Source organism: Streptomyces sp. NPDC058464, assembly GCF_042721035.1.
GTDB lineage: Bacteria > Actinomycetota > Actinomycetes > Streptomycetales > Streptomycetaceae > Streptomyces.
Genome location: NZ_JBHXMA010000010.1, coordinates 22,370 through 45,882, shown reverse-complemented (window position 1 = coordinate 45,882; position 23,513 = coordinate 22,370). Strand labels below are relative to the sequence as shown.

At 72.6% G+C, this 23,513-nt stretch carries 20 protein-coding genes; 8 read left to right on the top strand and 12 right to left on the bottom strand.

Annotation, left to right across the window (positions count from 1 at the left end):
• Position 1 precedes the first annotated feature (1 nt).
• Positions 2 to 856: a proteasome subunit beta gene (gene prcB / locus ACFWPQ_RS15705; RefSeq protein ID WP_384033949.1), complete on the bottom strand. Its 855-nt coding sequence runs from the start codon at positions 854 to 856 to the stop codon at positions 2 to 4.
• A gap of 73 nt (positions 857 to 929) precedes the next feature.
• Positions 930 to 1,877, bottom strand: a complete 948-nt coding sequence (locus ACFWPQ_RS15700) for a lysylphosphatidylglycerol synthase domain-containing protein (RefSeq protein WP_384033946.1) — start codon at positions 1,875 to 1,877, stop codon at positions 930 to 932.
• Between the two features lie 145 nt (positions 1,878 to 2,022).
• Here ACFWPQ_RS15700 and ACFWPQ_RS15695 point away from each other — a divergent pair, with 145 nt between their 5' ends.
• Both ACFWPQ_RS15695 and ACFWPQ_RS15690 read left to right on the top strand, forming a co-directional pair.
• On the top strand, positions 2,023 to 2,406 hold the full coding sequence (locus tag ACFWPQ_RS15695; RefSeq protein WP_361291895.1) for a BlaI/MecI/CopY family transcriptional regulator: 384 nt from the start codon (positions 2,023 to 2,025) through the stop codon (positions 2,404 to 2,406).
• Positions 2,403 to 3,299, top strand: a complete 897-nt coding sequence (locus ACFWPQ_RS15690) for a M56 family metallopeptidase (RefSeq protein ID WP_384033943.1) — start codon at positions 2,403 to 2,405, stop codon at positions 3,297 to 3,299. Before ACFWPQ_RS15695 ends, ACFWPQ_RS15690 begins: the two co-directional genes overlap by 4 nt.
• 107 nt (positions 3,300 to 3,406) lie before the next feature.
• Here the strand turns inward: ACFWPQ_RS15690 and ACFWPQ_RS15685 are convergent, their stop codons facing one another.
• Complete coding sequence (locus tag ACFWPQ_RS15685; protein ID WP_384033940.1) at positions 3,407 to 4,225, bottom strand: MerR family transcriptional regulator; 819 nt, start codon at positions 4,223 to 4,225, stop codon at positions 3,407 to 3,409.
• A gap of 170 nt (positions 4,226 to 4,395) precedes the next feature.
• Here ACFWPQ_RS15685 and ACFWPQ_RS15680 point away from each other — a divergent pair, with 170 nt between their 5' ends.
• Together ACFWPQ_RS15680 and ACFWPQ_RS15675 are read left to right on the top strand one after the other, a co-directional pair.
• Positions 4,396 to 4,752: a nuclear transport factor 2 family protein gene (locus ACFWPQ_RS15680; protein WP_384033937.1), complete on the top strand. Its 357-nt coding sequence runs from the start codon at positions 4,396 to 4,398 to the stop codon at positions 4,750 to 4,752.
• Positions 4,753 to 4,796: 44 nt separating this feature from the next.
• Complete coding sequence (locus ACFWPQ_RS15675) at positions 4,797 to 5,648, top strand: SDR family NAD(P)-dependent oxidoreductase (RefSeq protein ID WP_384033935.1); 852 nt, start codon at positions 4,797 to 4,799, stop codon at positions 5,646 to 5,648.
• Positions 5,649 to 5,710: 62 nt separating this feature from the next.
• Here the strand turns inward: ACFWPQ_RS15675 and ACFWPQ_RS15670 are convergent, their stop codons facing one another.
• From ACFWPQ_RS15670 to ACFWPQ_RS15660, 3 genes are all read right to left on the bottom strand, one after another.
• The gene (locus tag ACFWPQ_RS15670; RefSeq protein WP_100661309.1) at positions 5,711 to 5,785 is read right to left on the bottom strand and encodes a 50S ribosomal protein bL37; all 75 of its coding nucleotides are present in this window, start codon (positions 5,783 to 5,785) and stop codon (positions 5,711 to 5,713) included.
• 91 nt (positions 5,786 to 5,876) lie between these two features.
• Positions 5,877 to 8,222, bottom strand: a complete 2,346-nt coding sequence (locus ACFWPQ_RS15665) for a glycoside hydrolase family 65 protein (RefSeq protein WP_384033932.1) — start codon at positions 8,220 to 8,222, stop codon at positions 5,877 to 5,879.
• The gene (locus tag ACFWPQ_RS15660) at positions 8,219 to 8,953 is read right to left on the bottom strand and encodes a beta-phosphoglucomutase family hydrolase (protein ID WP_384033929.1); all 735 of its coding nucleotides are present in this window, start codon (positions 8,951 to 8,953) and stop codon (positions 8,219 to 8,221) included. The genes ACFWPQ_RS15665 and ACFWPQ_RS15660 overlap by 4 nt, the downstream gene beginning before the upstream one ends.
• A gap of 77 nt (positions 8,954 to 9,030) precedes the next feature.
• Here ACFWPQ_RS15660 and ACFWPQ_RS15655 point away from each other — a divergent pair, with 77 nt between their 5' ends.
• Positions 9,031 to 9,681, top strand: a complete 651-nt coding sequence (locus tag ACFWPQ_RS15655; RefSeq protein WP_384033926.1) for a nucleoside/nucleotide kinase family protein — start codon at positions 9,031 to 9,033, stop codon at positions 9,679 to 9,681.
• A gap of 155 nt (positions 9,682 to 9,836) precedes the next feature.
• Here ACFWPQ_RS15655 and ACFWPQ_RS15650 read toward each other — a convergent pair whose 3' ends face one another.
• From ACFWPQ_RS15650 to ACFWPQ_RS15625, 6 genes are all read right to left on the bottom strand, one after another.
• Complete coding sequence (locus tag ACFWPQ_RS15650; RefSeq protein ID WP_384033923.1) at positions 9,837 to 11,654, bottom strand: hypothetical protein; 1,818 nt, start codon at positions 11,652 to 11,654, stop codon at positions 9,837 to 9,839.
• A gap of 53 nt (positions 11,655 to 11,707) precedes the next feature.
• A complete protein-coding gene (locus ACFWPQ_RS15645) occupies positions 11,708 to 13,429 on the bottom strand; it encodes a hypothetical protein (protein ID WP_384033920.1) in 1,722 nt (573 codons plus the stop codon).
• A 2-nt stretch (positions 13,430 to 13,431) separates the two neighbouring features.
• Positions 13,432 to 14,334 (bottom strand): carbohydrate ABC transporter permease, encoded by a 903-nt coding sequence (locus ACFWPQ_RS15640; RefSeq protein WP_384033917.1) that lies wholly within the window; start codon positions 14,332 to 14,334, stop codon positions 13,432 to 13,434.
• On the bottom strand, positions 14,331 to 15,242 hold the full coding sequence (locus tag ACFWPQ_RS15635; RefSeq protein ID WP_384033914.1) for a carbohydrate ABC transporter permease: 912 nt from the start codon (positions 15,240 to 15,242) through the stop codon (positions 14,331 to 14,333). Before ACFWPQ_RS15635 ends, ACFWPQ_RS15640 begins: the two co-directional genes overlap by 4 nt.
• A complete protein-coding gene (locus ACFWPQ_RS15630) occupies positions 15,239 to 16,687 on the bottom strand; it encodes an ABC transporter substrate-binding protein (RefSeq protein ID WP_384033911.1) in 1,449 nt (482 codons plus the stop codon). Before ACFWPQ_RS15630 ends, ACFWPQ_RS15635 begins: the two co-directional genes overlap by 4 nt.
• 274 nt (positions 16,688 to 16,961) lie before the next feature.
• Complete coding sequence (locus ACFWPQ_RS15625; protein ID WP_384033908.1) at positions 16,962 to 18,095, bottom strand: ROK family transcriptional regulator; 1,134 nt, start codon at positions 18,093 to 18,095, stop codon at positions 16,962 to 16,964.
• Between the two features lie 327 nt (positions 18,096 to 18,422).
• Between ACFWPQ_RS15625 and ACFWPQ_RS15620 the strand changes: the two genes are divergently transcribed.
• From ACFWPQ_RS15620 to ACFWPQ_RS15610, 3 genes are all read left to right on the top strand, one after another.
• Positions 18,423 to 19,328 carry an N-acetylglucosamine kinase gene (locus tag ACFWPQ_RS15620; protein ID WP_384033906.1) on the top strand — a complete coding sequence of 302 codons (906 nt, stop codon included), beginning with the start codon at positions 18,423 to 18,425 and terminating at the stop codon, positions 19,326 to 19,328.
• 276 nt (positions 19,329 to 19,604) lie between these two features.
• Positions 19,605 to 21,536, top strand: a complete 1,932-nt coding sequence (locus ACFWPQ_RS15615; RefSeq protein ID WP_384033903.1) for a phosphatase PAP2 family protein — start codon at positions 19,605 to 19,607, stop codon at positions 21,534 to 21,536.
• Between the two features lie 94 nt (positions 21,537 to 21,630).
• Complete coding sequence (locus ACFWPQ_RS15610) at positions 21,631 to 23,334, top strand: ArnT family glycosyltransferase (protein WP_384033902.1); 1,704 nt, start codon at positions 21,631 to 21,633, stop codon at positions 23,332 to 23,334.
• Positions 23,335 to 23,513 lie beyond the last annotated feature (179 nt).

The following is a 23,513-nucleotide window of genomic DNA, read 5'->3' as shown; positions in this document are numbered from 1 at the left end:
GTCAGGACGCGGCGCGGGGTCCGTCCGGGCGGGTGCGGCGCTGGTCGACCATCTCCCGGGTCAGGTCCGCCGTCTCGGGCTCCGGCAGCCGTTCGAAGCCGTCCTCCGTGATGACCGAGACCAGCGGGAAGATACGGCGGCTGAGGTCGGGGCCGCCGGTCGCCGAGTCGTCGTCGGCCGCGTCGTAGAGCGCCTGGAGTGCGGCCAGGGCGGCCTCGCGGCGGGTGAGGCCGGGGCGGTACAGCTTCTTCAGGGCGCCTCCGGCGTACGGCGAGCCGCTGCCCTCGGCGTGGAACGCGCGCTTCTCGTACAGGCCGCCGGCGACGTCGAAGCTGAAGATGCGGCCGCGTTCACCCTCCGGCGCCCTGGGGTCGTAGCCGGCGAGCAGCGGGACGACGGCGAGGCCCTGCATGGCCTGGCCGAGGTTCTCGCGGATCATCGCGGCGAGCCGGCGGGCCTTGCCGTCGAGGGTCAGGGGGATGCCCTCGACCTTCTCGAAGTGGGTCAGTTCGACCTGGTAGAGCTTGACCATGTCGAGGGCGAGCCCGACCGTGCCGGCGAAGGCGACCGCCGTGTGGTCGTCCGCGGGGTGCACCTTCTCCAGGTCGCGCTGGGCGATGAGGTTGCCCATGGTGGCCCGGCGGTCGCCGGCGATCAGCACCCCGTCGCGGTAGGCGAGGGCGAGGACGGTGGTGCCGTGCGGGAAGGCGTCGGGCGCGGCGACCGTGCCCGGGGGCAGCGGGCTGCGGGTGGGCAGCAGTGCGGGCCGGTGCGCGGCGAGGAACCGGGCGAAGGACGAGGTCCCCGGCGTGAAGAACTCCTCCCCCAGCCGCCCCCCGGTGTCGTTCTCCGGCATACCAGTCCCCCTCCTGTCGGCCGACGACACCGGACTCCTACCTACTGCGGGCCGCCGGGAAACGCCCGCCCGGTCACAGCGCCCGGCGCCGGATCAGCACCCCGAGCACCAGCAGGCCCGGCAGCAGCGGCAGCCACACGGTCAGCAGCCGGTAGCCGAGCACGGCGGAGGCGGCCGCGGCGGCCGGGGTTCCGGAGGCGGTGAGGGCGAGCGCGAGGGCGGCGTCGAGGGAGCCGAGCCCGCCCGGGGTGGGCAGCAGCGCCGCGGCACCGCTGGCCGCGAGGTAGAGCAGCGCCACCCGGGCCGGGGCGAGCGGCAGTCCGACGGCCCGGGAGACGGCGATGAGGACCAACGCGTGCAGCCCGGCGAAGGCGAGCGAACCGCCCCACAGCGCGGCCGCGCGGACCGGACGGGCGTGCAGGGCCCGGATGTCGGCGGTCACGGCGGCCGCCGCGCCCCGGCAGCGGGGCCACACCCGGGCCCCGACAAGGACAAGGACCACGACGACCGCCGCGGCGACGGCGAGGAGGGCGGCCACGGACACGTGCGGGATCCGCAGCAACCCCGGACACGCGGGGGCGAGGACGGCGACGAGGGCCAGCCGGACCACCGCGCCGGCGGCCGCCTTGACCGCGAGGGCCGAAGCGCCGCGGCCCGCCGGAAGTCCGCAGCGCATCAGGAACCGCAGGTTCACCGCGCCCGCGCCGAGCCCGGCGGGCAGCACGTGGTTGGCCGCGGAGGCGGCGAACTGCGCGGCGACCAGCCGCCCGCCGGGCAGCCGGCACGCGACCGCGCCCTGCTGGGCGAGCGCGGAGGACACCCAGGTCCCGACCGCCGCCACGGCCGCCACCAGCAGCCACCCCTGGTCGGCGACGGCGAGCCGGACCGCCCCGTGCGTCACGGCCGGCCAGTGCCGCCGGACCAGCCAGCCGGCGCCGAGCAGCAGCACGAGGCAGACGCCGCTCTGCCAGTAGAGTCCCCGGCGCCCCAGGACGGGCGTGGCGTTCACGTTCGGGACCATCGAGGCACCCCCCCTGTTCCTCTGCGATGCGCGGGACCCTTCATGGACTCAGGGACAAACACTGACAAATTAACCGGACTTATCGGCGGAGGCAGCGCGGGTACGGCCATACGAACGGCGGCACTACGCGCTGTAAGGTTGTGCCATGGCTGGCACAGGGTCCCGCGGCAGGGCGGAGCGGCGCAGCGCCGGGGAGCTCGAGAGCGAGGTCCTGGCAGCCCTGTGGGCGACCGAACGCCCCTTGACCCCGGCCGAGATCCAGACCGAGATCGGCGGCGGGCTCGCCTACAACACGGTCCACACCATCCTGAAGCGGCTGTACGACAAGGGCCTGGTGCTGCGGGACGCCGACGGGCGGCGCGGCGCGTACCGGCCGGCGAAGAACGCGGCCCAGCTGACCGCCGAGGCCATGCACGAGGCCCTGGACCGGGGCCCGGACCCGATCGCCGCGCTCCAGCAGTTCGTCTCCGGGCTGAGCCCGGAGGAGGAGCGGGCGCTGCGGAACCTGTTCGCCGGAGGCGGCGCATGAGGTTCGACGTCTACACCCCACTGCTGGTCTCCCTCCTGCTGCCCCTGGTCAGCCCGGTGGTCGGCCGCCGGATGGCCCCCGCGCTGGCGGCACGCGTACTGGCGTCCGCCGCCGTGCTCACCGCGGCCGCGGCCACCTGGTCGCTGATCCTGCTGACGACGGCCCTGCTGGGCGACGCGCCGCCGGTGGTCCGGGAGGCCCACGAGGACGGCCGCCCACTGGCCGACCCGGTGCCCGAGGTCATCGGCGTCGCCGCGTGTCTCGCGCTGGCCGTGGTGGTCTGGCGGGTGCAGCGGGCGGTACGGGCCGAGCGGCGCACCCGGCGGGCGCTGCGCCGGCTCTGCGAGGGGCATCCGCGGGACACCGAGCTGGTGGTGGCCGCCTGCGAGGTGCCGCAGGCGTTCGCGATCCCGGGCCGACCGGGCCGCATCCTGGTCACCTCGGCGATGCTGGGCGCGCTGGCACCGGCGGAGCGGCGGGTGCTGCTGGCCCACGAGCGGGCCCATCTGCGGCACCGCCACGGCCGCCTGGTGACCGCGGTGACACTCGCCGCGGCCGCCAACCCGCTGCTCGGCCCGGTCCGTTCCGCCGTGACCTTCCTGGTCGAGCGGTGGGCGGACGAGCAGGCGGCGACCGAGGTCGGAGACCGCGGCACCACCGCCAGGGCACTGGCCCGGGCGGCCCTCAGCGCGGGCCGCGCCGCGCGCCCGGCCTGCACCCTCAACTTCACGGACCGCGCGGTCACGCGCCGGATCGCCGCCCTGCAGACGAGTCCGCCCCCGCATCTCTGGCCGGCCGCGGCAGCCGTTCTCGCCCTGGGCGCACTGGCGGCCCTGTTCGCGGCGGACGCGACGAGCGATCTCGTGGGGCTGCTGTGGAACGCGTTGACGTGACCGAGCGGGCCGCCGGAAGGATCGGAAGGCACGATCGAGTCGTTGCCCGGACGACGGGCGGATGAGCAGCTGGGCCGGCCGGCGGTCGATGCGGGCTCGGTCGGCTGTCAACCGGGGGCGGGCGCGAGCCGGAACACCGGCCAGCCGATCTCGGTACGCCAGGCTGCCGGATCCGGGTCGTCGCGCGGGCCGACGAGATAGGTCTCGTGCACCGGACCGTCGACCGCGAGGGCATGGTCGACCACCCAGGCGCCGAGCCGGCCGTAGGTGACGTCGATGTCGTCGTGCGGTCCGGGATGGACGACCACGGCAAGCTCGCCGGCCGGGAGATCCACCGGTCGCACCCGGCCCCGGGTCGGCGGGTCGGCCACAGGCCGGTGGACCAGCGCCGTTCCGCGACCGCGGGTGAACAGCTCGTTGGCGTAGCACCCACCCGGCGGCCCCAGTGCGGGCAGACCGGCGACCGCGGCGTCGAGTTCGGCCATCGCCCCGTCGTACCAGGAGGTCACCTCCTCGTGTCCGACGACGTCCTCGATCCCGGCGACCGTTCTGGCTGCCACCGGTCGCAGCTCGACCTGCAGGCCGCCGCCGTCGGGGCGCAGCAGGCTCCGCAGGGAGGTCAGAGCGGCTCGCGTGCGGTCCAGTTCCGCTTCCAGCCGCTGCACGTGTTCACCGACCAGGTCCGCGCGCTCCGCGGCGTCCTCGGTGGCGAGGATCTTGGCCACGTCGGCCAGCGGCACGTCCAGTTCACGCAGCCGATGGATGACCTGCGCGGCGGGGATCTGGTCGCTGGAGTAGCGGCGGTAGCCACTGACGGGGTCCACCGAGGCGGGCTCCAGCAGCCCGGACTCGTGGTGACGACGCAGGGTCCGCACACTCAGGTGCGTCAGCTGCGCGAACTCGCCGATCGTCAGTCCACGGGACATTCCCCCAGTGTGCATCCGCCGGGCTCGACGCGCTTGACCCTCTCCCCGGGGGAGGCCCCATCGTGATCGGCATGAGCCACCCGGCCGGCATGAAGGTTCTCGCACCCGGGCTTCTGAACCGGTCGCGGGCCGTGGCCTCCCCCACCCGATCAACTCTCGTAAGGCACCCCATGACCGACAGCACCGTTCGTATCGGCATCACCGAGCTGCCCGCGGCCGTCCGGCAGTTCGTGACCGCGCTCGACACCCGGGACACCACCGCGGTGGCCGGGATCCTGACCCCGCAGGCGAGCGTGACCGACGAGGGCCGCACCCACACCGGCATCCCCTCGATCACCGAGTGGATGGCCGGCGCCGCCTCCGAGTTCACCTACACCACCACGCCGGTGGCCGCCGAGCGCACCGGCACCCACCAGTTCACCCTCACCCAGCACCTGGAGGGCGACTTCCCCGGCGGCAGCGTCGATCTCGACTACCGCTTCACCCTCGAAGGCACGCTGATCAGCAGCCTGGTCATCGCCCCCTGACGCGCTGCCGCCTGTCACTCTCCAAGAATCCGAGGAGGAGCACTGTGAGGACATGGTTCATCACCGGCGGTACCGGTGGTTTCGGCAGGGCCTATGCCGACGTCGCGCTGGAGCAGGGCGACAACGTCGTGCTGACCGCCCGCCGGCCCGGGCAGCTCAAGGAATGGGCCGACCTGCACGGCGCCGAGGCGCGCGAGCGGATCCTGCTGCTGGAGCTGGACACCACCGACCCCCAGCAGGTCCGGGACACGGTCCGGGCCGCGGAAGCGCACTTCGGCGGGATCGATGTGCTGGTCAACAATGCCGGCCGCGGTTGGTACGGCTCGGTGGAGGGCTCCCCGGAGGCGGATGTACGCCGTTCCTTCGAGCTGAACTTCTTCTCCGTCGTCGACCTGGTCCGCGCGGTGCTTCCCGGAATGCGGGAGCGGCGCAGCGGATGGATCGTCAACATGTCCTCGGTCGCCGGGATCGCGGGCGTGCCCGGTTTCGGTTTCTACAGTGCCGCCAAGTTCGCGGTGGAGGGCATGACGGACGCGCTGCGCACCGAGGTGGAGCCGTTCGGTGTCCAGGTCCTCGCCGTGGAGCCGGGCGCCTTCCGCACCCGGGCCTACGCCAGCTTCGCCGAGGAGCCGGTGACCGAGACCGTGGAGGCCTACCGGGCGTTCGTGGAGAGCGTGCGGGTGGCCATGGTCGGTCAGGACGGCCGCCAGCCCGGCGATCCCCACCGCGGCGTCAGGGCCGTGGTCGACGCCATGGGCCAGGACTCCCCGCCCCGCCGCATCGTCCTGGGCAGCGGCGGCTACGACGCCGTCCACGACCGGCTGCGCGGCGCCCTGGACGAACTGCGCGCCCAGGAGACCGCCTCCCGGGCCGCGGACTTCCCCCCGGCGGGGTAGCCCGAGCGCGCACCCTGCGGCGACCCGGGGCACAGGGCCCTCGGCTGTCTGCTCAGGTCGGCTCAGGCGTTGGGGCGCTTGCCGTGATTGGCCTTCTTCTTCTTGCGGGCGCGTCGTTTGTTCCCTCGTTTGGCCATGGCAGATATCTCCCTAATCCATTATTTTCCACTCCTCGCCAGTCTAGATTCGCCCCGAGATGTCCGCATCAAGTGACGCAGCCCCGGCCCCTCAGGCCGGTCGGTTCGGTGCCCGGTGCGGTGGCTGCCGCGGAGCCGGGCCCGGGCGGGCCGGGGGCACCGCACGCACGGCGGGGCTGTCGGTGCCGACCGTCACCGGCTCCCCGTGGTGATGGACGGTGAGCGGCGGGCCGTCGAGGAGGGTGTACGTCGCCTTGTCGGCGCCGATCTCCACGCGGAGCCTGCTGTCGCGCAGTTGCAGGCTGAAGGCCAGCCTCCGCAGCCGCTCCGGCAGCCGCGGGGCGAACCTGGCGCCGTCGTCGTAGTGGCGCAGCCCGCCGAAGCCGGCCACCAGGGCCATCCAGGTGCCGGCGAGGGAGGCGATGTGCAGTCCGTCGCGGGTGTTGTGCTCCAGGTCGTCGAGGTCCATCAGCGCGGCCTCCGCCGTGTAGGCGTGCGCGAGCGTCAGGTGCCCGGCCTGGGCGGCGACGACGGCCTGGCAGCAGGCGGACAAGGAGGAGTCGCGGACGGTCAGCGGCTCGTAGTAGGCGAAGTTGCGGGCGATGTGCTCCTCGTCGAAGTACGCCTCGCAGGTGTACATCGCCAGCACCAGGTCGGCCTGTTTGACGACCTGTTTGCGGTAGAGGTCGAAGTAGGGGAAGTTCAGCAGCAGCGGGTACTGCTCGGGGCGGGTGTTCTCGAAGTCCCAGCGCTGGTAGCGGGTGAACCCGGCGTGCTGCTCGTGGACGCCGAGCTCGTGGTTGTAGGGGATGTGCACGGACTCGGCGGCGTCCCGCCAGGCCGCGCTCTCCTCCGCGTCGACACCGAGTTCCGCCGCCTGCCTCGGGTGGCGTTCGACGGCGTCGGCGGCGGCCAGCAGGTTCGCCCGGGCCATGAGGTTGGTGTACGTGTTGTCGTCGGCGACCGCGCTGTACTCGTCGGGGCCGGTGACGCCGTCGATGTGGAAGGCGCCGCGGCTGTCGTGGTGGCCGAGGGAACGCCACAGGCGGGCGGTCTCCACGAGCAGTTCGACGCCGGTGTCCCGTTCGAAGTCGGTGTCGCCGGTGGCGGCGACATAGCGGACCACCGCGTCGGCGACGTCGGCGTTGACATGGAAGGCTGCGGTACCGGCCGGCCAGTAGGCGGAGCCCTCCGAGCCGGCGATGGTCCGCCACGGGAACGCGGCCCCGTTCAGGCCCAGTTGGGCGGCGCGTTCGCGGGCGGCGGGCAGGGTGTTGTGGCGCCAGCGCAGCGCCTCGGCGACGGCGCCGGGGGCGGTGTGGGTGAGGACGGGCAGCACGAACATCTCGGTGTCCCAGAAGGCGTGCCCGTCGTACCCGGAGCCGGTGAGGCCCTTGGCGGGTATCGCCCGCTGTTCGGCGCGGGCACCCGCCTGCAGGACGTGGAAGAGAGCGAAGCGGACGGCCTGCTGGACCTCCTCGTCGCCGTCCACCTCGACGTCGGCACGGGACCAGAAGTCGTCCAGGTAGCCGCACTGCTCGTCGGCGAGCCCCTGCCAGCCCTCGTGGGCGGCGGCCGCGAGCGCCGCGTCCACCTGGTCGGCCATGGCGGGCAGCGAACGCACCCCGGACCAGCCGTGGGCGACGAACTTCTCCACCCGCAGCCGCTGCCCCGGCTCCAGCACGGAGGTGACGGTCAGCCGGGCCACGTCCACACCACTCTCGGCGCGGGCCGAGGTCCGCTCAGGACCGGAGACCGTGTGGTCGGCGGCGACGGCGACCCGCAGGCCGCTGCGCCGGGTGCGGTGCACCATGCGCAGCCGGTGCCCGGAGACGAAGTTGTCCTCCTGCTCCAGCGCCGACCCCAGCGCCACGGCGGCGCGCGGGTCGCCGTTGGACCCGGGCAACTGCTCGTTGGCGACCAGTTCGGACTGGACGACGATCCGGCAGCGCCGGTCGACGGCCTCCACCTCGTAGGAGACGGCGGCGATCGCCCGCTGGGTCAGCGACACCAGCCGGGTCGAGCGCACCCGCACGGTGGAGCCGGCCGGCGAGGTCCACTCGCAGGTCCGCTCCAGGACGCCCCGGCGCAGGTCGAGGACCCGCTCGTGGGCGACGAGCCGGCCGTAGCGCAGGTCGAAGGGTTCGTCGTCGACGAGCAGCCGCAGGATCTTGCCGTTGGTGATGTTGATGACGGTCTGCCCGGACTCGGGGTAGCCGTAGCCGGCCTCGGCGTACGGCAGCGGGTGCACCTCGTGCACGCCGTTGAGGTAGCTGCCGGGGAGGCCGTGCGGCTCGCCCTCGTCGAGGTTGCCGCGCCAGCCGACGTGCCCGTTGGACAGGGCGAACACCGACTCGCTCTGCGCGAGCACGTCGAGGTTGAGGTGCGTCTCACGGACCGCCCAGGGCTCCACGGCGTACGACCGGTGGGTGATCACTCCTTGCCTCCCAGCTCCGCGAGGTCCTTCACGACGGTGTCCGCGCCGTGCGCGTACAGGGCGTCGGTCTGCCCGACCCGGTCCACGCCGACGACGTACCCGAAACGGCCCGCGCGACCCGCGTCCATCCCGGCGAGGGCGTCCTCGAAGACCGCGCCCGCGGCGGGTTCGACCCCCAGGTCACGGGCGGCGGCCAGGAAGGTGTCCGGGTGCGGCTTGCCGGGCAGCCGGCGCTCGGCGGCCACGACCCCGTCGATACGGACGTCGAAGAAGTGCTCGGCGCCGATCGAGCGCAGCACGTCACGGCAGTTGGCGCTGGAGGAGACGATCGCGGTGCGCAGCCCGTGCGCGCGGACCGCCTCCAGGTAGCGCAGGGTGCCGTCGTAGGCCTCGACCCCCTGGGCGCGGATCTTCGCCAGCAGCAGCTCGTTCTTGCGGTTGCCGAGGCCGTGCACGGTCGGGGCGTCCGGCGGGTCGTCGGGGGTGCCCTCGGGCAGGTGGATGCCGCGGGAGTCGAGGAAGGCGCGGACCCCGTCGGCGCGCGGGCGTCCGTCGACGTACTCGTCGTAGTCGTCGACCGCGTCGAAGGGCCGCTGTCCGTCGCGGTCGCGCAGGAAGGCGTCGAAGGTCTCCTTCCAGGCCGCGGCGTGCACGACGGCCGTCTTGGTGACGACCCCGTCGAGATCGAAGAGACAGGCCTGGATGGTGTCGGGCAGACCGAGTGCAGTCATGACCCGCATCTTCCCCACCGGACGGCTTCGAGGGGGTGGCGCCCGCCACATTCCGGGCCCGGTGCCACACTTTTTGCGTGCCGCTGACTTTCGACGACCTTCTCGACCGCGCCCGTTCACTCGCCGGACGGGCCCCGCGCGCGATCCTCGGCATCGCCGGCAGCCCCGGCGCCGGCAAGACCACCCTCGCCGAACATCTGGTGCGGGAGCTGAACGGCGCCGGTGAGCCGTGGGCCGCGCACGTGCCGATGGACGGATTCCACCTGGCCGACGTCGAGTTGGACCGCCTCGGCCTCAGGGACCGCAAGGGGGCGCCCGCGACCTTCGACGCGGGCGGGTACGCGGCGCTGCTGCGGCGGCTGCGCACGGAGACGGACGTCGTGGTGTACGCGCCGGGTTTCGAACGGGTCCTGGAGCAGCCGCTCGCAGGCGCGATCCCCGTCCTGCCGACGGCCCGGCTGGTGGTGACGGAGGGCAACTACCTGCTGCTGACGGAGGGTCTGTGGACGCGGGTACGGCCTGCCCTGGACGAGGTCTGGTTCTGCGAGATCGACGAGACGGAGCGGGTACGGCGCCTGGTCGCCCGGCACGAGGAGTTCGGCAAGGCGCACGAGCAGGCGGTGGCCTGGGTGGCCGGCACCGACCAGCTCAACGCCGACCTGGTCGCCGCCACCCGGGACCGCGCGGACCTGGTGGTTCCCGAGACGGTACTGGGCAGCGCCCCGTAAGAGGAGCGCCCCGTAAGAGGAGCGCCCCGTAAGAGGAGCGCCCCGTAAGGGGCGCGGGGCCGTATCCGATATGCGGCTGCCGCCGCGTGGGCGCGACCAGCCACGACGTCGCCGCAGCCGACAGACGGCCTGCCGCGGCAGTTCCAGCGCAGCGCTCAGCAGGCGGCGAGAGCCAGTTCGGGATCCCCGTGCGCGTCCTCGCCCCCGATGACCGCCGTGAACGCCTCCGTGTGCACGGTCAGGTCGCCCTCGAACGACGGCGTGAAGTCACCGCCGGGCCCGTACCGCACGGCGAACACGTGCAGCGACTCCGGTGCGCCCGGCGCCGGTTCGGCCTCGTACGCCGTGGAGGCGACCAGATGGCGCCAGCCCTCGTCCGGGTTGCCGTAGCCGCGCGGGTCGGCGGCTAGGGCGAACGCGGCCTGTTCCTGGGTGAGTTCGGTGCGCGCGTCGAAGTGGTCGGCGCCCTGCGCCGAGGGGTGTGTGAGCCGCAGCGCACCCGCCGAGGCGACCTCGCCCTCGGCGACCCTGCGCACCCGGTCGCCGTCGTCCGCGGCGTACGGCAGCCCGGCCAGCAGGTACGGCGTCCCGGCGAGCCGCTCCACGGCCACCGTCACCCACAGCCGGGTGCCGTCCGTGACGTACAGGGAACGCACGTGGCGCAGCACGTGGTCGCGGCCCACGACCGGCTTGCTGACCAGCTTGGCGGTCAGGCCGTCGGCGCTCATGTCCCGGACCCGGACCTCGCCCATCGGCCTGCAGTACAGGAAGCCGTCCAGGACCGGGCCGAAGCCGGGCTGGCGGTTCACCGCCGCCGGCAGGTAGTAGGTGCCGGCGGCCTCGACCAGCGACGGGGTCATCCGGCTGTCGAAGGCCACCGAGACGGAGCCCGCGCGGAGTTGGTGGCGGGCCGGGGCGGTCGCCGGGTCGCGGTGCCAGGGGGTGGTGTCCTGGATCTGCCAGACCAGCATCCAGGCGAAGTGCCCGTCGACACCGCCGTCCGGCTTGACCGCGTGCCGGCCCCAGTTGGTGTCGCCCCGGTAGCGGCCCAGGTCGGATCCGATCCGGGCGCCGAAGTAGCGCAGCCCGAGGACGGATTCGAAGCCGGAGTGCTGTTCGCTGTAGCGGGGGCCGCCGTTGTCGAAGCCGCCGCCCGGCAGGCGGGCGTCGAGGTAGCGGGCGAGTGCGTCGCCGTCCTCGGCGAACATCTCCGAGTCGCTGATCCGGTGGGCCTGGGCGAGGAAGGACAGGGAGATCGGGCCGTAGTTGTTGTCGTAGGCGCCGCCGTGCTCGGGCGGCAGCAGTGCGCCCCGGTCCAGGACCCGGTGGGCACGGATCTTGTCCGCGTACAGGGCCAGTGCCCGCTCGCGGACCGGCTCGGCCTCCTCGGGCGGGAGGTGCCGGGCCAGCATCAGGCCGCCGACCACGCACCCGATGGCCTGGTTGCCGGCCTCCTGCGGGTTGAAGAAGGTGGCCTCGGTCAGCCAGCGCCAGTAACCGCGGGCCACCTCGACCAGCTCCGCGCGCCGGCCGTCGTCGACCAGGCCGTCCGCGAGGTCGAGGATGTTCACGGCCTGGAGCAGCGCCCAGACCGTGCTGGGCCAGTCGCCGATCGGGTGTGCGCCCGCCGCCAGGACGTAACGGGCGTACGGCAGGCCGGAGTTGCGGACGGTGAGGTTCGGGTAGCCGGGGTTGTCCTCGGTGTAGACCCGTTCGCGCAGGTGGAAGGCGAGGCTGCGGGCCACCGCCTCCGGCAGCCGCGGGTCCTTGGACCGCTGCCAGGCGAGGGCCAGCAGGGAGGTGACGCCGAGGGAGGTGTCGCCGATGTCGTCGTCGGCGTCGGGGTGTTCGAGGTTGCCCTCGGGGGTGAGGCGGGCCAGGGCCTGTTCGACGACGTCGGCGAGGACCGCGTCGTACGCCTCGGGGGTGGACGGCAGGTCGTGCAGCGGGCCGAGCTGGCGCGGCAGGTGCATCGGAGGAGGTCAGCCCTTCATGCTGGAGGTGGCCGTGGCGGGGTTCGTCGGGGTCAGGCGACCGACGCGGGACGGCGGGCGGCGCGCAGTGCGACGGTCAGGGTGTGCGGGCCGAGCCCGCCGAGGTAGACGCGGTTCCCGGTCGTCGCGTCGGTGCCGCCGACCACGGTGTGGTCCTGCCCCGGGTCGTACCGTAGTACGTCGCTCCGGTCCGGACCGGCGAGCGGCTCGCCCGCCTCGACGTCGGCCTCGACCCGGATCTCGTCGTCGCCGGCCCGGTAGGTCAGCGGCCCGGTGCTCAGGCACCAGCGTCCGTCGCCGATCGGTTCGGCGCCCTCCGGCGTGCCGCCCGGCCGGAAGGTCAGTTCGAGGGCCCAGGGCACGCGTGGTCCACTGATGTCGATCCGCAGGTCGGCGCCGTCCTCGCGCAGCTGCACGTCGATGCGGGTGGTGTGGGAGACCTCGTCCCGGGGCCGGTCCGGGAAGGCCATCGCGGCCGAGAAGCGGCCTTCGTCCGTCACGCGGTAGGCGCCGTCGTCCTGGCGCAGGTCCGGTGGGAGCGGCTGGTAGTAGGCGGCCGTGAGGGTCTCGGTGAGCCGGTAGTGGTTCTCGGCGAGTTGTTGCATGTCCGCGGCGCGGAACGGGCCCAGGTCGAAGAATCCCCGCGAGAGGCGGACCGCGTCGAGGACGGCGTCGCCGGCGAACAGGCGCAGGAAGGTGGGGTTGCAGGCGAGGCCGGAGCGGATGCGCCGGTGTTCGGGCACGTCCGAGCCGCCGTACAGGACGCTGTGCGCGGTGGCGGAGGCATGCGAGGCGAGACGCGCCGTGGTGAGGTGGCTGTGGCGGGGCAGGGGTTCCGGCGCCGGTGCCGGGAGTGCGCGGCACAGGTCGGGGGTGAGGAGGGTCTGGGCGAGCAGGTCGGGGTCGTCGATGCCGCCGGCCTCGGCCAGCCGTGCCGCCCGGCTGAGGTCGCCCCGGCCGGTGCGGATGGCGAGCAGCCGGTAGTGCGGCAGGTAGGGCGCCAGCGGGAACGGGTGGTGCTGGTCCTGCCGCCGCGAGTGGACGGTCTCCACCGTGCCGTCCGGTCTGATGAGGTCCAGGGTCGCGGTGAGGTTGCGTTCGACGGCGTCCCGCAGGTCGGTGCGGCCGAGGACGTCGGCCAGGAGCAGCAGCGACGGGTTGGACACGTGGGACGCGTAGACGGCGCTGCGCTCCGAGTACAGGCCCTCCGCGTCGATGTCGACGCCCTCGGCGAGCCACGCGTCGACGCGGTCGAGAAGCCTGCTGTCCGGGAACGACCGGTGCAGCCGGGCCAGCGCCGCGCAGAGCTCCCAGCGGTGGTTCGGGGTGTGCACCCCGCCGGTCAGGAGGGCGCCGGAGGCGGCGCCGGCGATCTCGGCGAGCGCGGCCGTGACCTCGCGCAGTTCGGGACCCGCGGCCGCGGCGAGGACGTGCGCGTCGCACACGTCGTTGACGGTGAACGCGGAGTCCGGCGGTGACTGCACGTTGTCGCCGCCGGCGAACAGGCCGGTGGCGGTCTGCGCGGCCCGGAGGGCGGCCAGCTGGGTCATCGCGGCGGCGACGGCCTGCCCGCTGCCGTGCAGTGCCGAGTCCGGGGAACGGTAGGCCGCGACCAGAGTCTTCACCCGGCGGGCCAGGGTGCGGTGGGTCGCACCGGCGGGTTCCGCGCCGGGGCCGGCCGCCAGCGGGGCGGCCGGCCGGTCGGCCGCCCCGGCCGCCGCGCGGACGAACTCGTGGTCGAGCGGGGTGGGCAAGGTCAGTCCTTCAGGCCGGCGTTGATGTCGGCGCCCATGACGTAGCGCTGGAAGACCAGGAAGATGACGATCAGCGGGATCATCGAGATGACCGAGGCGCCGAGCAGGACCGACCAGTTGATGTTCTGGGCGCCGACGATGCTCTGGATGCCGATCTGCACGGTGAACTTGTTGGGGTCGTTCAGCATCAGCAGCGGCCAGATGTAGTCGTTCCACCGCCACTGGAAGGACAGGATGGCGAGGGTCAGCATGATGGGCCGGGAGAGCGGCACCATGATCCGCAGGAAGATCGACAGTTCGCGGGCGCCGTCGATGCGCGCGGCTTCCACGAGTTCGTCGGGGACCGTCAGGAAGAACTGGCGGAACATGAAGCATCCGGTCGCCGTGAGGACGGCGGGGAGGATGACGCCGGCGAACGAGTTGTAGAGGCCGAGGTTGCGGACCACCAGGAACTCGGGGGCGAGCATGACCTCGCCCGGCAGCATCGTGGTGGCCAGGATGCAGATGAAGAAGGCCTTGAGCCACTTGTTGTCGTACTTGGCCAGCGCGTACCCGGTGCAGCAGCTGGCGCCCACCGTGAGGATCGTCGTGATCACGCACACGAGGGTCGTGTTGATGAAGTACTGCGAGAAGTTGGCGCTGCGCCACGCAGTGAAGTAACCCGACAGCGTGGGGTGGCGCGGAATCAGCTGCAGCGGGTAGGAGAACAGGTCCCCGGCCGGTTTGAAGGAGCTGAGGATGAACCACAGCACCGGCAGCCCGTAGAGGCACGCCAGGATCCACAGCAGTGTCGTCGCCGGCACCGCTCGGCGGAGCCCGCCGCTGCCCGTGCCGCGGGACCGCTTCTTGGCCGCGGCCCGTCCCGAATCGGAGTCGACCGAGCGGGGCATGTCTGTGGTTGTCATCGGTTCTCCACCCGTCGGTTGACGATCAGCTGGATGATCGCGACGGCCATCAGGATGAGCATGAGCACGAACGACGCGGCGCTCGCGTAGCCGATCTGGCCCCGTTGGAAGCCGGTCTGGTAGATGTACTGGACAAGCAGGTTGTTCGACGTTCCGGGTCCGCCGTTGTTGAGGGAGACGAACACCGGGTATTCCTTCATCGCGTTGATCGTGTTGAGCAGGATCACGATGAACGAGGTGGGCGCGATGCTCGGCAGCGTGATGCTGAAGAACTGGCGCCAGGGACCGGCGCCGTCGAGCGAGGCCGCCTCGTAGTACGACACCGGTACGTTCTTGATCGCCGCGATGAACAGCAGCATCGAGAAGCCCGTCCAGGCCCAGGACGCGGCCATCACCACCACCAGCAGCGACAGGTCGGCGTTCGACTGCCACGGAATGGCGTGCCCGCCGAGCTTCTCGACGAAGTAGTTGACCAGTCCGAAGTTCTCGCCGAACAGCCACCGCCACAGGACACCCACGACGATGGGTGACAGCAGCCACGGGATGAAGAAGATGACCCGGGCGACCGACGCGCCCTTGGCGTGCTTGCTCACCAGCATGTTGGCGATGAGCAGTGAGGCCGCGAAGTTCAGCGGGACGAAGAGGACGGCGTAGAGCAGCGTCCGGGTCAGCGCGTCGTAGAAGGCGGAGTCCCCGAACAGGTTGTGGTAGTTGTCCAGTCCGATGAACTGGAACGCGCCCACACCGGTGTAGTTCGTGAAGGAGTAGACGAGCCCGATCACCGCCGGCCACACGAAGAACAGCGCGAAGAGCACGACATTGGCCGCGATGAGAACGAGTGGCGCGAGGGTGTAGCCCTTGCGTTTCCTGGGTGGGCTCGCGGACACGGCCGAGGCGCGTTTTGTCATCTTCCTGACTCCGTGCTGGTGGAATGGTTTGCGGTGGGCTCACGCCGTGAGCCCGGCATCACGTGGGCGTCGGGGCAGGGCGGCGGGGTGGGCCCACCCCCCCCCAGCCCCCCCGCCGACCAAACCCCCCCCACCGGGGGGGTGTATGCGGCCACCATGGTAAGGTGGGCCGTGGGGACCGACAGGGGGCCGTTGATCGCCTTGCCCAGCTCCGTCTTGGTCGGGTCGGTGGTGAGGCTCTTGCCCTTCAGCACCCAGTTGGTCTGCGCGCCGTTGAAGTAGCCCGAGATCGGGGCGTAGAGCGGGATCTCCTCGTTGTAGAGGGTGAACGCCGCCTGGGCCGCCGAGGAGGTGAAGGGGTACTTCGGGTTCAGACCGCTCTCGACCGGCAGGAACCCGGACGCCTCGCACAGCTCGCGGTACTGGTCGGGCTCGTAGACCCAGTTCAGGAACTTCTTCGCGGCGGCGGACGCGGCGCTGTTGTTGTTGAAGCCCACCATCATGCCGCCGCTGTTGACGTCACTGGCCTGCACCGGCTGGGCCGGGGTCGGGACGCTCGCCCAGTCGAACTTCTTGATGCTGTCCGCGAAGGAGGCGACCTGCCAGACACCGGACCAGTAGGCGACCACGTCACCGCTCTGGAACATGGCGGACGGGTCGGCGCCGCTGGTCCACACCGACTTCGGCATGGTCTTGTCGTCGTTCAGTCCGACGAAGTACTTCACGGCCTTCGTGGTCGCCGCGTCCACCGAGAACTTGCCGGAGGAGTCCGCGTGGACGTACTTCCCGCCCATCTCGTACACCATGGCGCGGAGCCGGGACGGCGACTGGTCGAAGGTCAGGGAGTACTTGGCACCGGTCTTCTCCCGGACCTTGTTCGCCGCCTTGATGAACTCGTCCCAGGTCCAGGTGTCCGAGGGCGAGGTCGGGACGGCGACGCCGGCCTTCTTGAACAGCGTCTTGTTGATGAACAGGCCGGACGCGGTGACGTCCGAGGGGATGGACAGCACCTTCCCGGACGAGTCCTTGGCGAGGAAGTTGGCGTTGATGTTGTAGCTCTTGTTGTTGGCGATGGAGCTGAGGTCGATCAGCTTGCTCGACCAGATCGGGTCCAGGGCCGGGACGTCGGCAACATCCGGCAGCGAGTTCGCCTGGGCGGCGTTGTGCAGCTTCGTCGGGTAGCCGTCGTAGGGGATGTTGACGAGCTTGACGGCGACGCCGGTTTCCTTCTTGTACTGCGCGACCAGCTTCTTCCAGCCCGCGTCCTGCCCCGGAACCGTGGAGATCCAGAACGTCAGCGACTTGGAGGTCCCGCCGGAGCCGGACCCCGACCCGCAGGCGGAGAGCAGCAGGGCTCCTGCCGAGGCAACGGCAGCGAGGGGAATCAGGCGGCGCATACCGCCGCGGCCGAGTCGGCTGGAGCGCCGCACACCCACAGTGGTCATCTTCGATCCCATTTCGTCGTACGGACGGAGCACGGCGCCGGCTGAGGCGGCACTGGTGCATTTTGAAGGAAAGTCGCTTTCCGGGGGCGCGGCCTCGCCCGGCCGCATCGTCCACGCGGGGCGAGATCCCCGGCCGTCCTGGCCGTCACCGCACGGACACGCCCTGGTGCGGTTGCCGTACGTCGTGTACGGGCTGGGAGGCTCACCCCAAGCCGGCGTCCCGGCCGACTTAGAAAGCGCTTGTCCGGACATTGGCAGACCGATAAGGAAGCCGTCAATCCTTCGCCTGCACACCTTCGGTCACGGTTTGGACTCCCTTGGCCACCGCGAGCCGGGCGGCACCCACCACGGTACCGAGATCGCCGATCTGGCTGCTGACCACCTCGGTGGGCCAGCTCAGCCGCCCCAGCTCGGCCCGCACCCCGGACAGGAGCTGGGGATCCGCGCCGGTGCTGCCGCCGAGGACGATCAGCCCCGGATCCAGCACGGCGGCCACCGCGGCGGCCAGCCGGCCCACGTCGGCGGCGTGCCGGGCGACGAGGGAGCGGGCCGGTTCACGGCCCTCCGCGGCGAGCGCGAACAGCCGGTCGGCGGTACGGGGGCAGGGCCCGTCGGCGTCCCCCCAGGCCTCGGCGGCCCGGCGCAGCAGGGCCTGCGAGCCGACGTAGGCCTCCAGGGCCTCCTGGCGGGGCTCCCGGTCGTCGTCCCAGGGGTAGGGCAGCCGGGCCAGCTCACCGGCCGCGCCGTTGGCGCCGCGCAGCACCTGGCCGCCGATGACGATGCCCAGACCGATACCGACGCCGATCCGCAGGTAGCCGAAGGTCCGGCGGCCCCGGGCGGCACCCTCGTGGAGCTCGGCGAGGGCGGCGCAGTTGACGTTGTTCTCCAGGTGGACCGGCACCCCCGGTGGCAGGGCGACGGAGACCGCGTCGAAGACGGGCCCCGCCTTGGCGGTCGCCGGGCGCATCCCGGTACCGGCCAGGTCGGGGGCGCTGACGTCACCGATGGCGACGACGATGGCCCGCAGCGGGGCGCCCGCGGGCAGCGCGGCCAGGGCCTCGCGGACCGCGTCGGCGGCGCGCGGGCGGGGTGTGTCCGCCTCGGCGAGCAGGGCGCCGTCCAGGGCGCAGCCACGCACCCTGGTCCGGGCCGGGCCGAGGTCGACGGCGAGGACCGAGCCGGAGGCCGGCCCGAGGCCGTAGACGGCGGCGGAGCGGCCGGTGCCGCTGGAGGCGGTGCCGGAGTGGGTGGCGAGACCGGCCCCCTCCAGCTCCGCGACGGCGGCGGAGACCGTCGGCTTGGACAGGCCCGCGAGGCTCGCGAGCTGCGGCCGGGTGGCGCTGCCGGCCTGGGCCAGCACGGCGAAGACCGCGCCGGCGCTCTCGGTGAGCCGGGGGGCTTCAGCCACGACGTGTTCCACAGTTCCCCCAGGGGTCAGGGGCCGCGCTCCCCCGGGTGTCGCGGGATGCGGCGATGCGGTGCCCTTGTTGCCGCGCGGTTGTGGCCTCGACAGCGTCCCGTTGATCGAGTCCGCGGCAACTCTTGACGCACTGTACTTCGTTAGTTAACTTCCTAACGAAGTACACGGTACTCGCCTGCCGTGCTCCGCAAGAAGCCCGTCCCGGGGCTTCCCTACTTGCTCAACTCCTGTTCGTCCAGGCACGGTTCGCCCACCGGCCCGGCCCTGAGCGCCCAGCTCTTCTGCGCTGTTCGCCCAGACGACGAAAGAGGATCCGTGCAGGACGCACCTTCTTCCCCGCTTGTGGTCGGCATCGACGTGGGCGGCACCAAGACCCAGCTCCGCGCCGTCACCGGCGCGGACCGGGTCGCCGACCACGTCCGCCCGAGCAGCGGCTGGCGGCCGCACGACGCGGCCGCCGCGGCCGGCTGGCTCGCCGCGATCGTCCACGACGCCCTGCCGGCCGGCACCCGCCCGGCCGCCCTGGCCGTCGGCGGACACGCCTGTGAGACCCCCCGTCAGTGCGCCGGCATCGCCGCCGCACTGCGGGGGCTTCTCGGCGTTCCCGTCCGGGTGGTGGGCGACGCCGAGCTCCTCGTCCCCGCCGCCGGCCTGGACAAGGGCGTCGGCCTGGTGGCCGGCACCGGCTCGGTGGCCGTCGGCCGGCTGCCCGACGGCAGCCCCGTGCAGGTGGGCGGCTGGGGCGCGGTCCTCGGCGACGAGGGCGGCGCCGCCGGACTGGTCCGGGAGGCCGCCCGCGCCGTCTGGGCCGCGCACGACCGCGGCGAGGCCCCCGACGCGCTCGCCACCGGACTCGTCGCCGCCTTCGAGGTGGCGGAGGTACCCGCGCTCGGCGCCGCCCTCGAGAGCGCCTCCGACGTCTCCGCCGAGTGGGGCCGGCACGCCCCGGTGGTCTTCGCCGCGGCCGACGCGGGCTCCCGGGTCGCCGCGGACGTGATAGCCGACGGCGGCCGTGCCCTGGCCGGCCTCGTGGCCCGGCTCGCCGCCCGCGGTCTCGCCGTGGACGACGTGGTGGTCGCGGGCGGCACGATCCTCTCCCAGCCGCGGCTGTACGACGCCTTCGCCGCCGCGCTCGCCGAGGCGGTACCCGGAGCGCGGCCACAGCCGTTGCGGCTCCCTCCGGTCGAGGGAGCGGTGGCGCTGGCGCGTTCGGCCCTGTGAGAAACCCGTCCGCAGCCCGTCCGGTCCCGCGGCGCTGGACCACGGGCCGTTCGAGGCTGCGAACACGCAGGTCCCGGGCGGTTCTTCCTGTGAACCACGGAGCTCCCGTTCAACTCCGGGTCACACAGCGGTCGTCGGGCGATGACCGCCGGGACACGAACTCGCCCTAGAACTTCGCTCGTTCAATACTTTTCCCACGCGAACCCACACGCTCACGCGCATCCGGAGCATCGGCCGTCCGCGTGTACTCCCGCAGAACTCAAGAGAGGCACATCCATGCCGTCACCTGCCGGGCACCACTCCGCTTCTCCGGCCCGTGGACTCGCCGTCGGCCGACGGGGATTCCTGAAGACCTCGCTCGGCGCGTCGGCGGGTGTGCTGGCGGCCCCGACCTTCGTCGGCTGGCTCGCGGCCGCCGACGCCAAGGCCGCCACGGCCCTCGCGTTCGTCGACGACTACAAGACGAACATCAGCACCAACCTCACCGCCGACACCAACGCGGTGGTCCGCATCCTCGGCGGCTTCGCGCAGATCTGGAAGACCGGTTCCGCCTGGAACACGGGGAGCGTGCTGCGCGCCGACATACTGCGCGACAACATGCGCTACTGCGCCAAGATCACCAGAAAGCGGAGCGCCGCCGACGCGAAGAAGGCGTTCCTCTACGACCGCCAGCACCAGAGCTACGCGATGATCGCCGGCCTCGGCCCGCTCGCCGACCTCTACAAGGCCGGTTCCCTCGCGGTCACCTCGATCACCAGCGCCCCCGACGGCACGCCCGCCACCACGATCAGCGACGCCGTCCCGGCCGACGCCCCGGCGGGCGCGGCACTCGGCGCGGGCTCGCACGACTCGGCGCTGGGCAAGGTGGCCACCCTGGTCGACACCCTGCGCGGCAACTACGCGTCCGGCAACCCGTCCAAGTACGCCTACCAGTACCCGCGTCCGTGGCGGATGAACGAGCACAGCGAGGTCGTCGACACCGGTACGACGGACGCCTACGGCTACCCGGTCTACGAGTCCGACGTGGTCGTCGCCCCGCAGCTGCTGCGCCAGCGCAGCACCTCCCCCACCGACGACGGCGGCTTCCCGTCCGGCCACACCAACGCCTTCCACCTGGCGGGGCTCGCCTACGCGTACGCGGTGCCGGAGCGCTTCCAGGAGCTGGTCGCCCGGGCCCTGGAACTCAGCGACACCCGGATCATCGCGGGCATGCACAACACGGTCGACGTGATCGGCGGCCGCGTCATGGCCACCGCCCTGGCCGCCGCCACCCTCGCGGACCCGGCCAACGCCGACCTCAAGGCGGCCGCCCGCGCCCAGGCCCTCGCCTACTTCGAGGCGCAGACCGGCTCCACCGCCGACACCCTGTACGCCTACGCCCACTCGGCCGGTACCGCCACCGACCCGTACGCCGACCGCGAGGCCAACGAGCGCGCGGCCACGCCCCGCCTGACGTACATCCTGGACCGGGAGGGCCGCGAGCTGCCGTTCACCGTGCCCAAGGGCGCCGAGGTGCTGCTGGAGACCCGTCAGCCGTACCTCACCGCCGACCAGCGCCGCGAGGTGCTCCGCAGCACCGGCCTGCCCTCCGGGTACGTGCTGCTGGACGGCCCGGAGCAGTGGGGCCGCCTCAACCTGTTCGCCGCGGCGGACGGTTACGGCGCCTTCGACACGGACGTCACGGTCACCCTCGACGCGGCGGCCGGCGGCTTCGCGGCGGCCGACACCTGGCGCAACGACATCGACGGCCACGGCGCGCTCACCAAGAAGGGCACCGGCACGCTGACCCTGACCGGCGACAACGGCTACCGGGGCGGCACCGTGCTGGCCGCCGGCACCCTGGTCGCCGCCTCCGAGGACGCGCTGGGCCGCGGTGACGTCCGGGTCTCGGCCGGCACCCTGCGGGTCGCCGGGAAGCTGTTCGTGCGCGGCACGTACACGCAGGACGCGGGCGCCCTGGAGGTCACCCTCGTCAAGGGCGGCAAGGCGCCGCTGGCGGTGAAGCACCTGGCCGTCCTGGGCAAGGGCAGCACGCTCGTGCTGAACCTCGGCACCGAGCACCCGCCGGCCGCGGGCAGCACGCTCCCGGTCGTCGACGCGCCGCGGCTGCGCGGCCAGTTCGACAAGGTGGAGCTGAACTCCGCCACGCTGCGGGCCGTACCCGTCTACACGGCAGACGGTCTGTCGGTACGACTCGTGAAGCGGTGACGCACCCGGTGGCGGGAGCGATGCGACAGTAGGGCCCATGGCTGCTCGTGATCGCTCCCGTCACCGCGGGCCCGGTGTCCCCGCGGGGCGGAAGATGGCAAGCGAACAGCAGTCGGTCCTCGAACCCGACGTCCCCGGCGTCCCCGACCTCCCTGCCGACCCCGGGCCGCTCCCCCGGCGCACCGCCGCGGCCCGGCTGGCCGCCGCCCTGCGGACCCGCCGCCGGTGGCTGGTGCCGGTCCTCGCGGTGCTGCTGCTCGCCCAGATGGCGGCGGCGATGGTGACCACCGCCGTCCAGCAGACACCCACCATCGACGAGCCGGTCTACGTGGCCACGGCCACCGACTACCTGCACGAGCACCGGCTGCGCTACAACACCGAGCACCCGCCGCTCGGCAAGCTGGTCGTCATGGCCGGCATCGCCGTCGCCGACCCGCACTACGACCCGTCGTACGAGGGCGACCAGGGGCAGGTGGGACAGCACCTGCTGTACGCGTCCGGCAACGACCCCTGGCGGGTGATGCTGTGGGCGCGGCTGCCGGTGATCGTGCTGACGCTGCTCTTCGGTCTGGTCGCGTTCGCCTTCGCCCGTGAGGTCCTCGGTACGGCCGCCGGGCTGCTGGCGCTCGCCCTGTACTGCTTCTCCCCCGACGTGATCGCGCACGGCTCGCTGGCCACCCTGGACGTGCCGTCGGCCGGGTTCGTGCTGACGGCGGCCTGGCTGGTGTGGCGGGCCCGGCGCCGCCCCAGGCTGTATCTGCCCCTGGCCGGAGCCGCGTTGGGGGCCTCGGTGGCGACGAAGATGAGCGCGCTGCCCGCGGTCCCGGTGCTCATGGCGCTGGCCGTGGTGTCGGTGTGGGGAGCACGCCCGGGCCGCGCGCTGCGCGCCCTCTCGGCCGCCGCCGTGGTGGCCGTGACCGCGGTCGCCGTCGTGTGGCTCTCCTATCTGGCGGTCGACCCCCGGCTGCGTCCGCTGTCCGCCGAGCCGGTGCCGACGGTGCACGGACTGCGGGGCCTCCTGACCGACCTGATGCCCTTCCCCCAGGCCTACCGGGACGGCATGCGGATGCAGTTCGCCCTGGAGGACTACCCCTGGCAGGGCTATCTGTTCGGGCACCTCTACACCGGCTCCCGCTGGTACTACCTGCCGGCCGCCCTGCTGGTGAAGACCCCGCTCGGCATGCTGGCGCTGTGGACGGCCGGTGCCGTCGCGCTGGTGGCGGTACGGCGGTCGCGGCGTGCCGCGCCGTACCTGCTGCTGCCGCCGGCCGTGCTGCTGGCCTCGGCGATGACCGGGTCGCGGGACTTCGGGACGCGGTACGCGGTCTTCATGCCGATGTTCCTCGCGGTGGGCGGAGCCGCGGTCCTGACGGTGCGTCGGCGGTGGGCGCGGCCGGTGGGCGGGGCGCTGGTGCTGTTCGTCGCGGTGAGCTCGCTGCGCACGTTCCCGTTCTATCTGCCGTACGCCAACGAGGCGTTCGGGGGTCCGGCGAAGACGCATCGGTGGCTGCACGACTCCAACGTGGACTGGGGGCAGGATCTTGGCCGCCTCGCCGACCGGCTGCAGGAGCGCTACCCGGGCGAGCGGATCTGGCTGGTCTACAAGGGCAGTGGCGTCCCGGCGTACTACGGCATCCACGCCACCGACCCTCGCAAGGTGGCGCCCGGGAAGGTGCACGGACTGCTGGTCGTCTCCGACTCGGCGGCCGCCAAGGCACGGGGCAGGCTGGCCGAATTGATCGACACCAGCCGTCCGGTCGATGATGTCGGTCATTCGATCACCATCTATCGGCGGTGACCGTACGATCCACCCGATCCACCGGCGACGGCCACCGCATACGTCGCCGGTGAGCACCGGAATCCCGGTGCTGCTTCCGCATCCTGAGCGTTCGGCGCCGGGACGGTCCGGCGTACCGCACAACCCCTGGTCACCACGGTCCGTGAGCTATGTTGAGTCCTCGTGGGAGACAAAGGAGG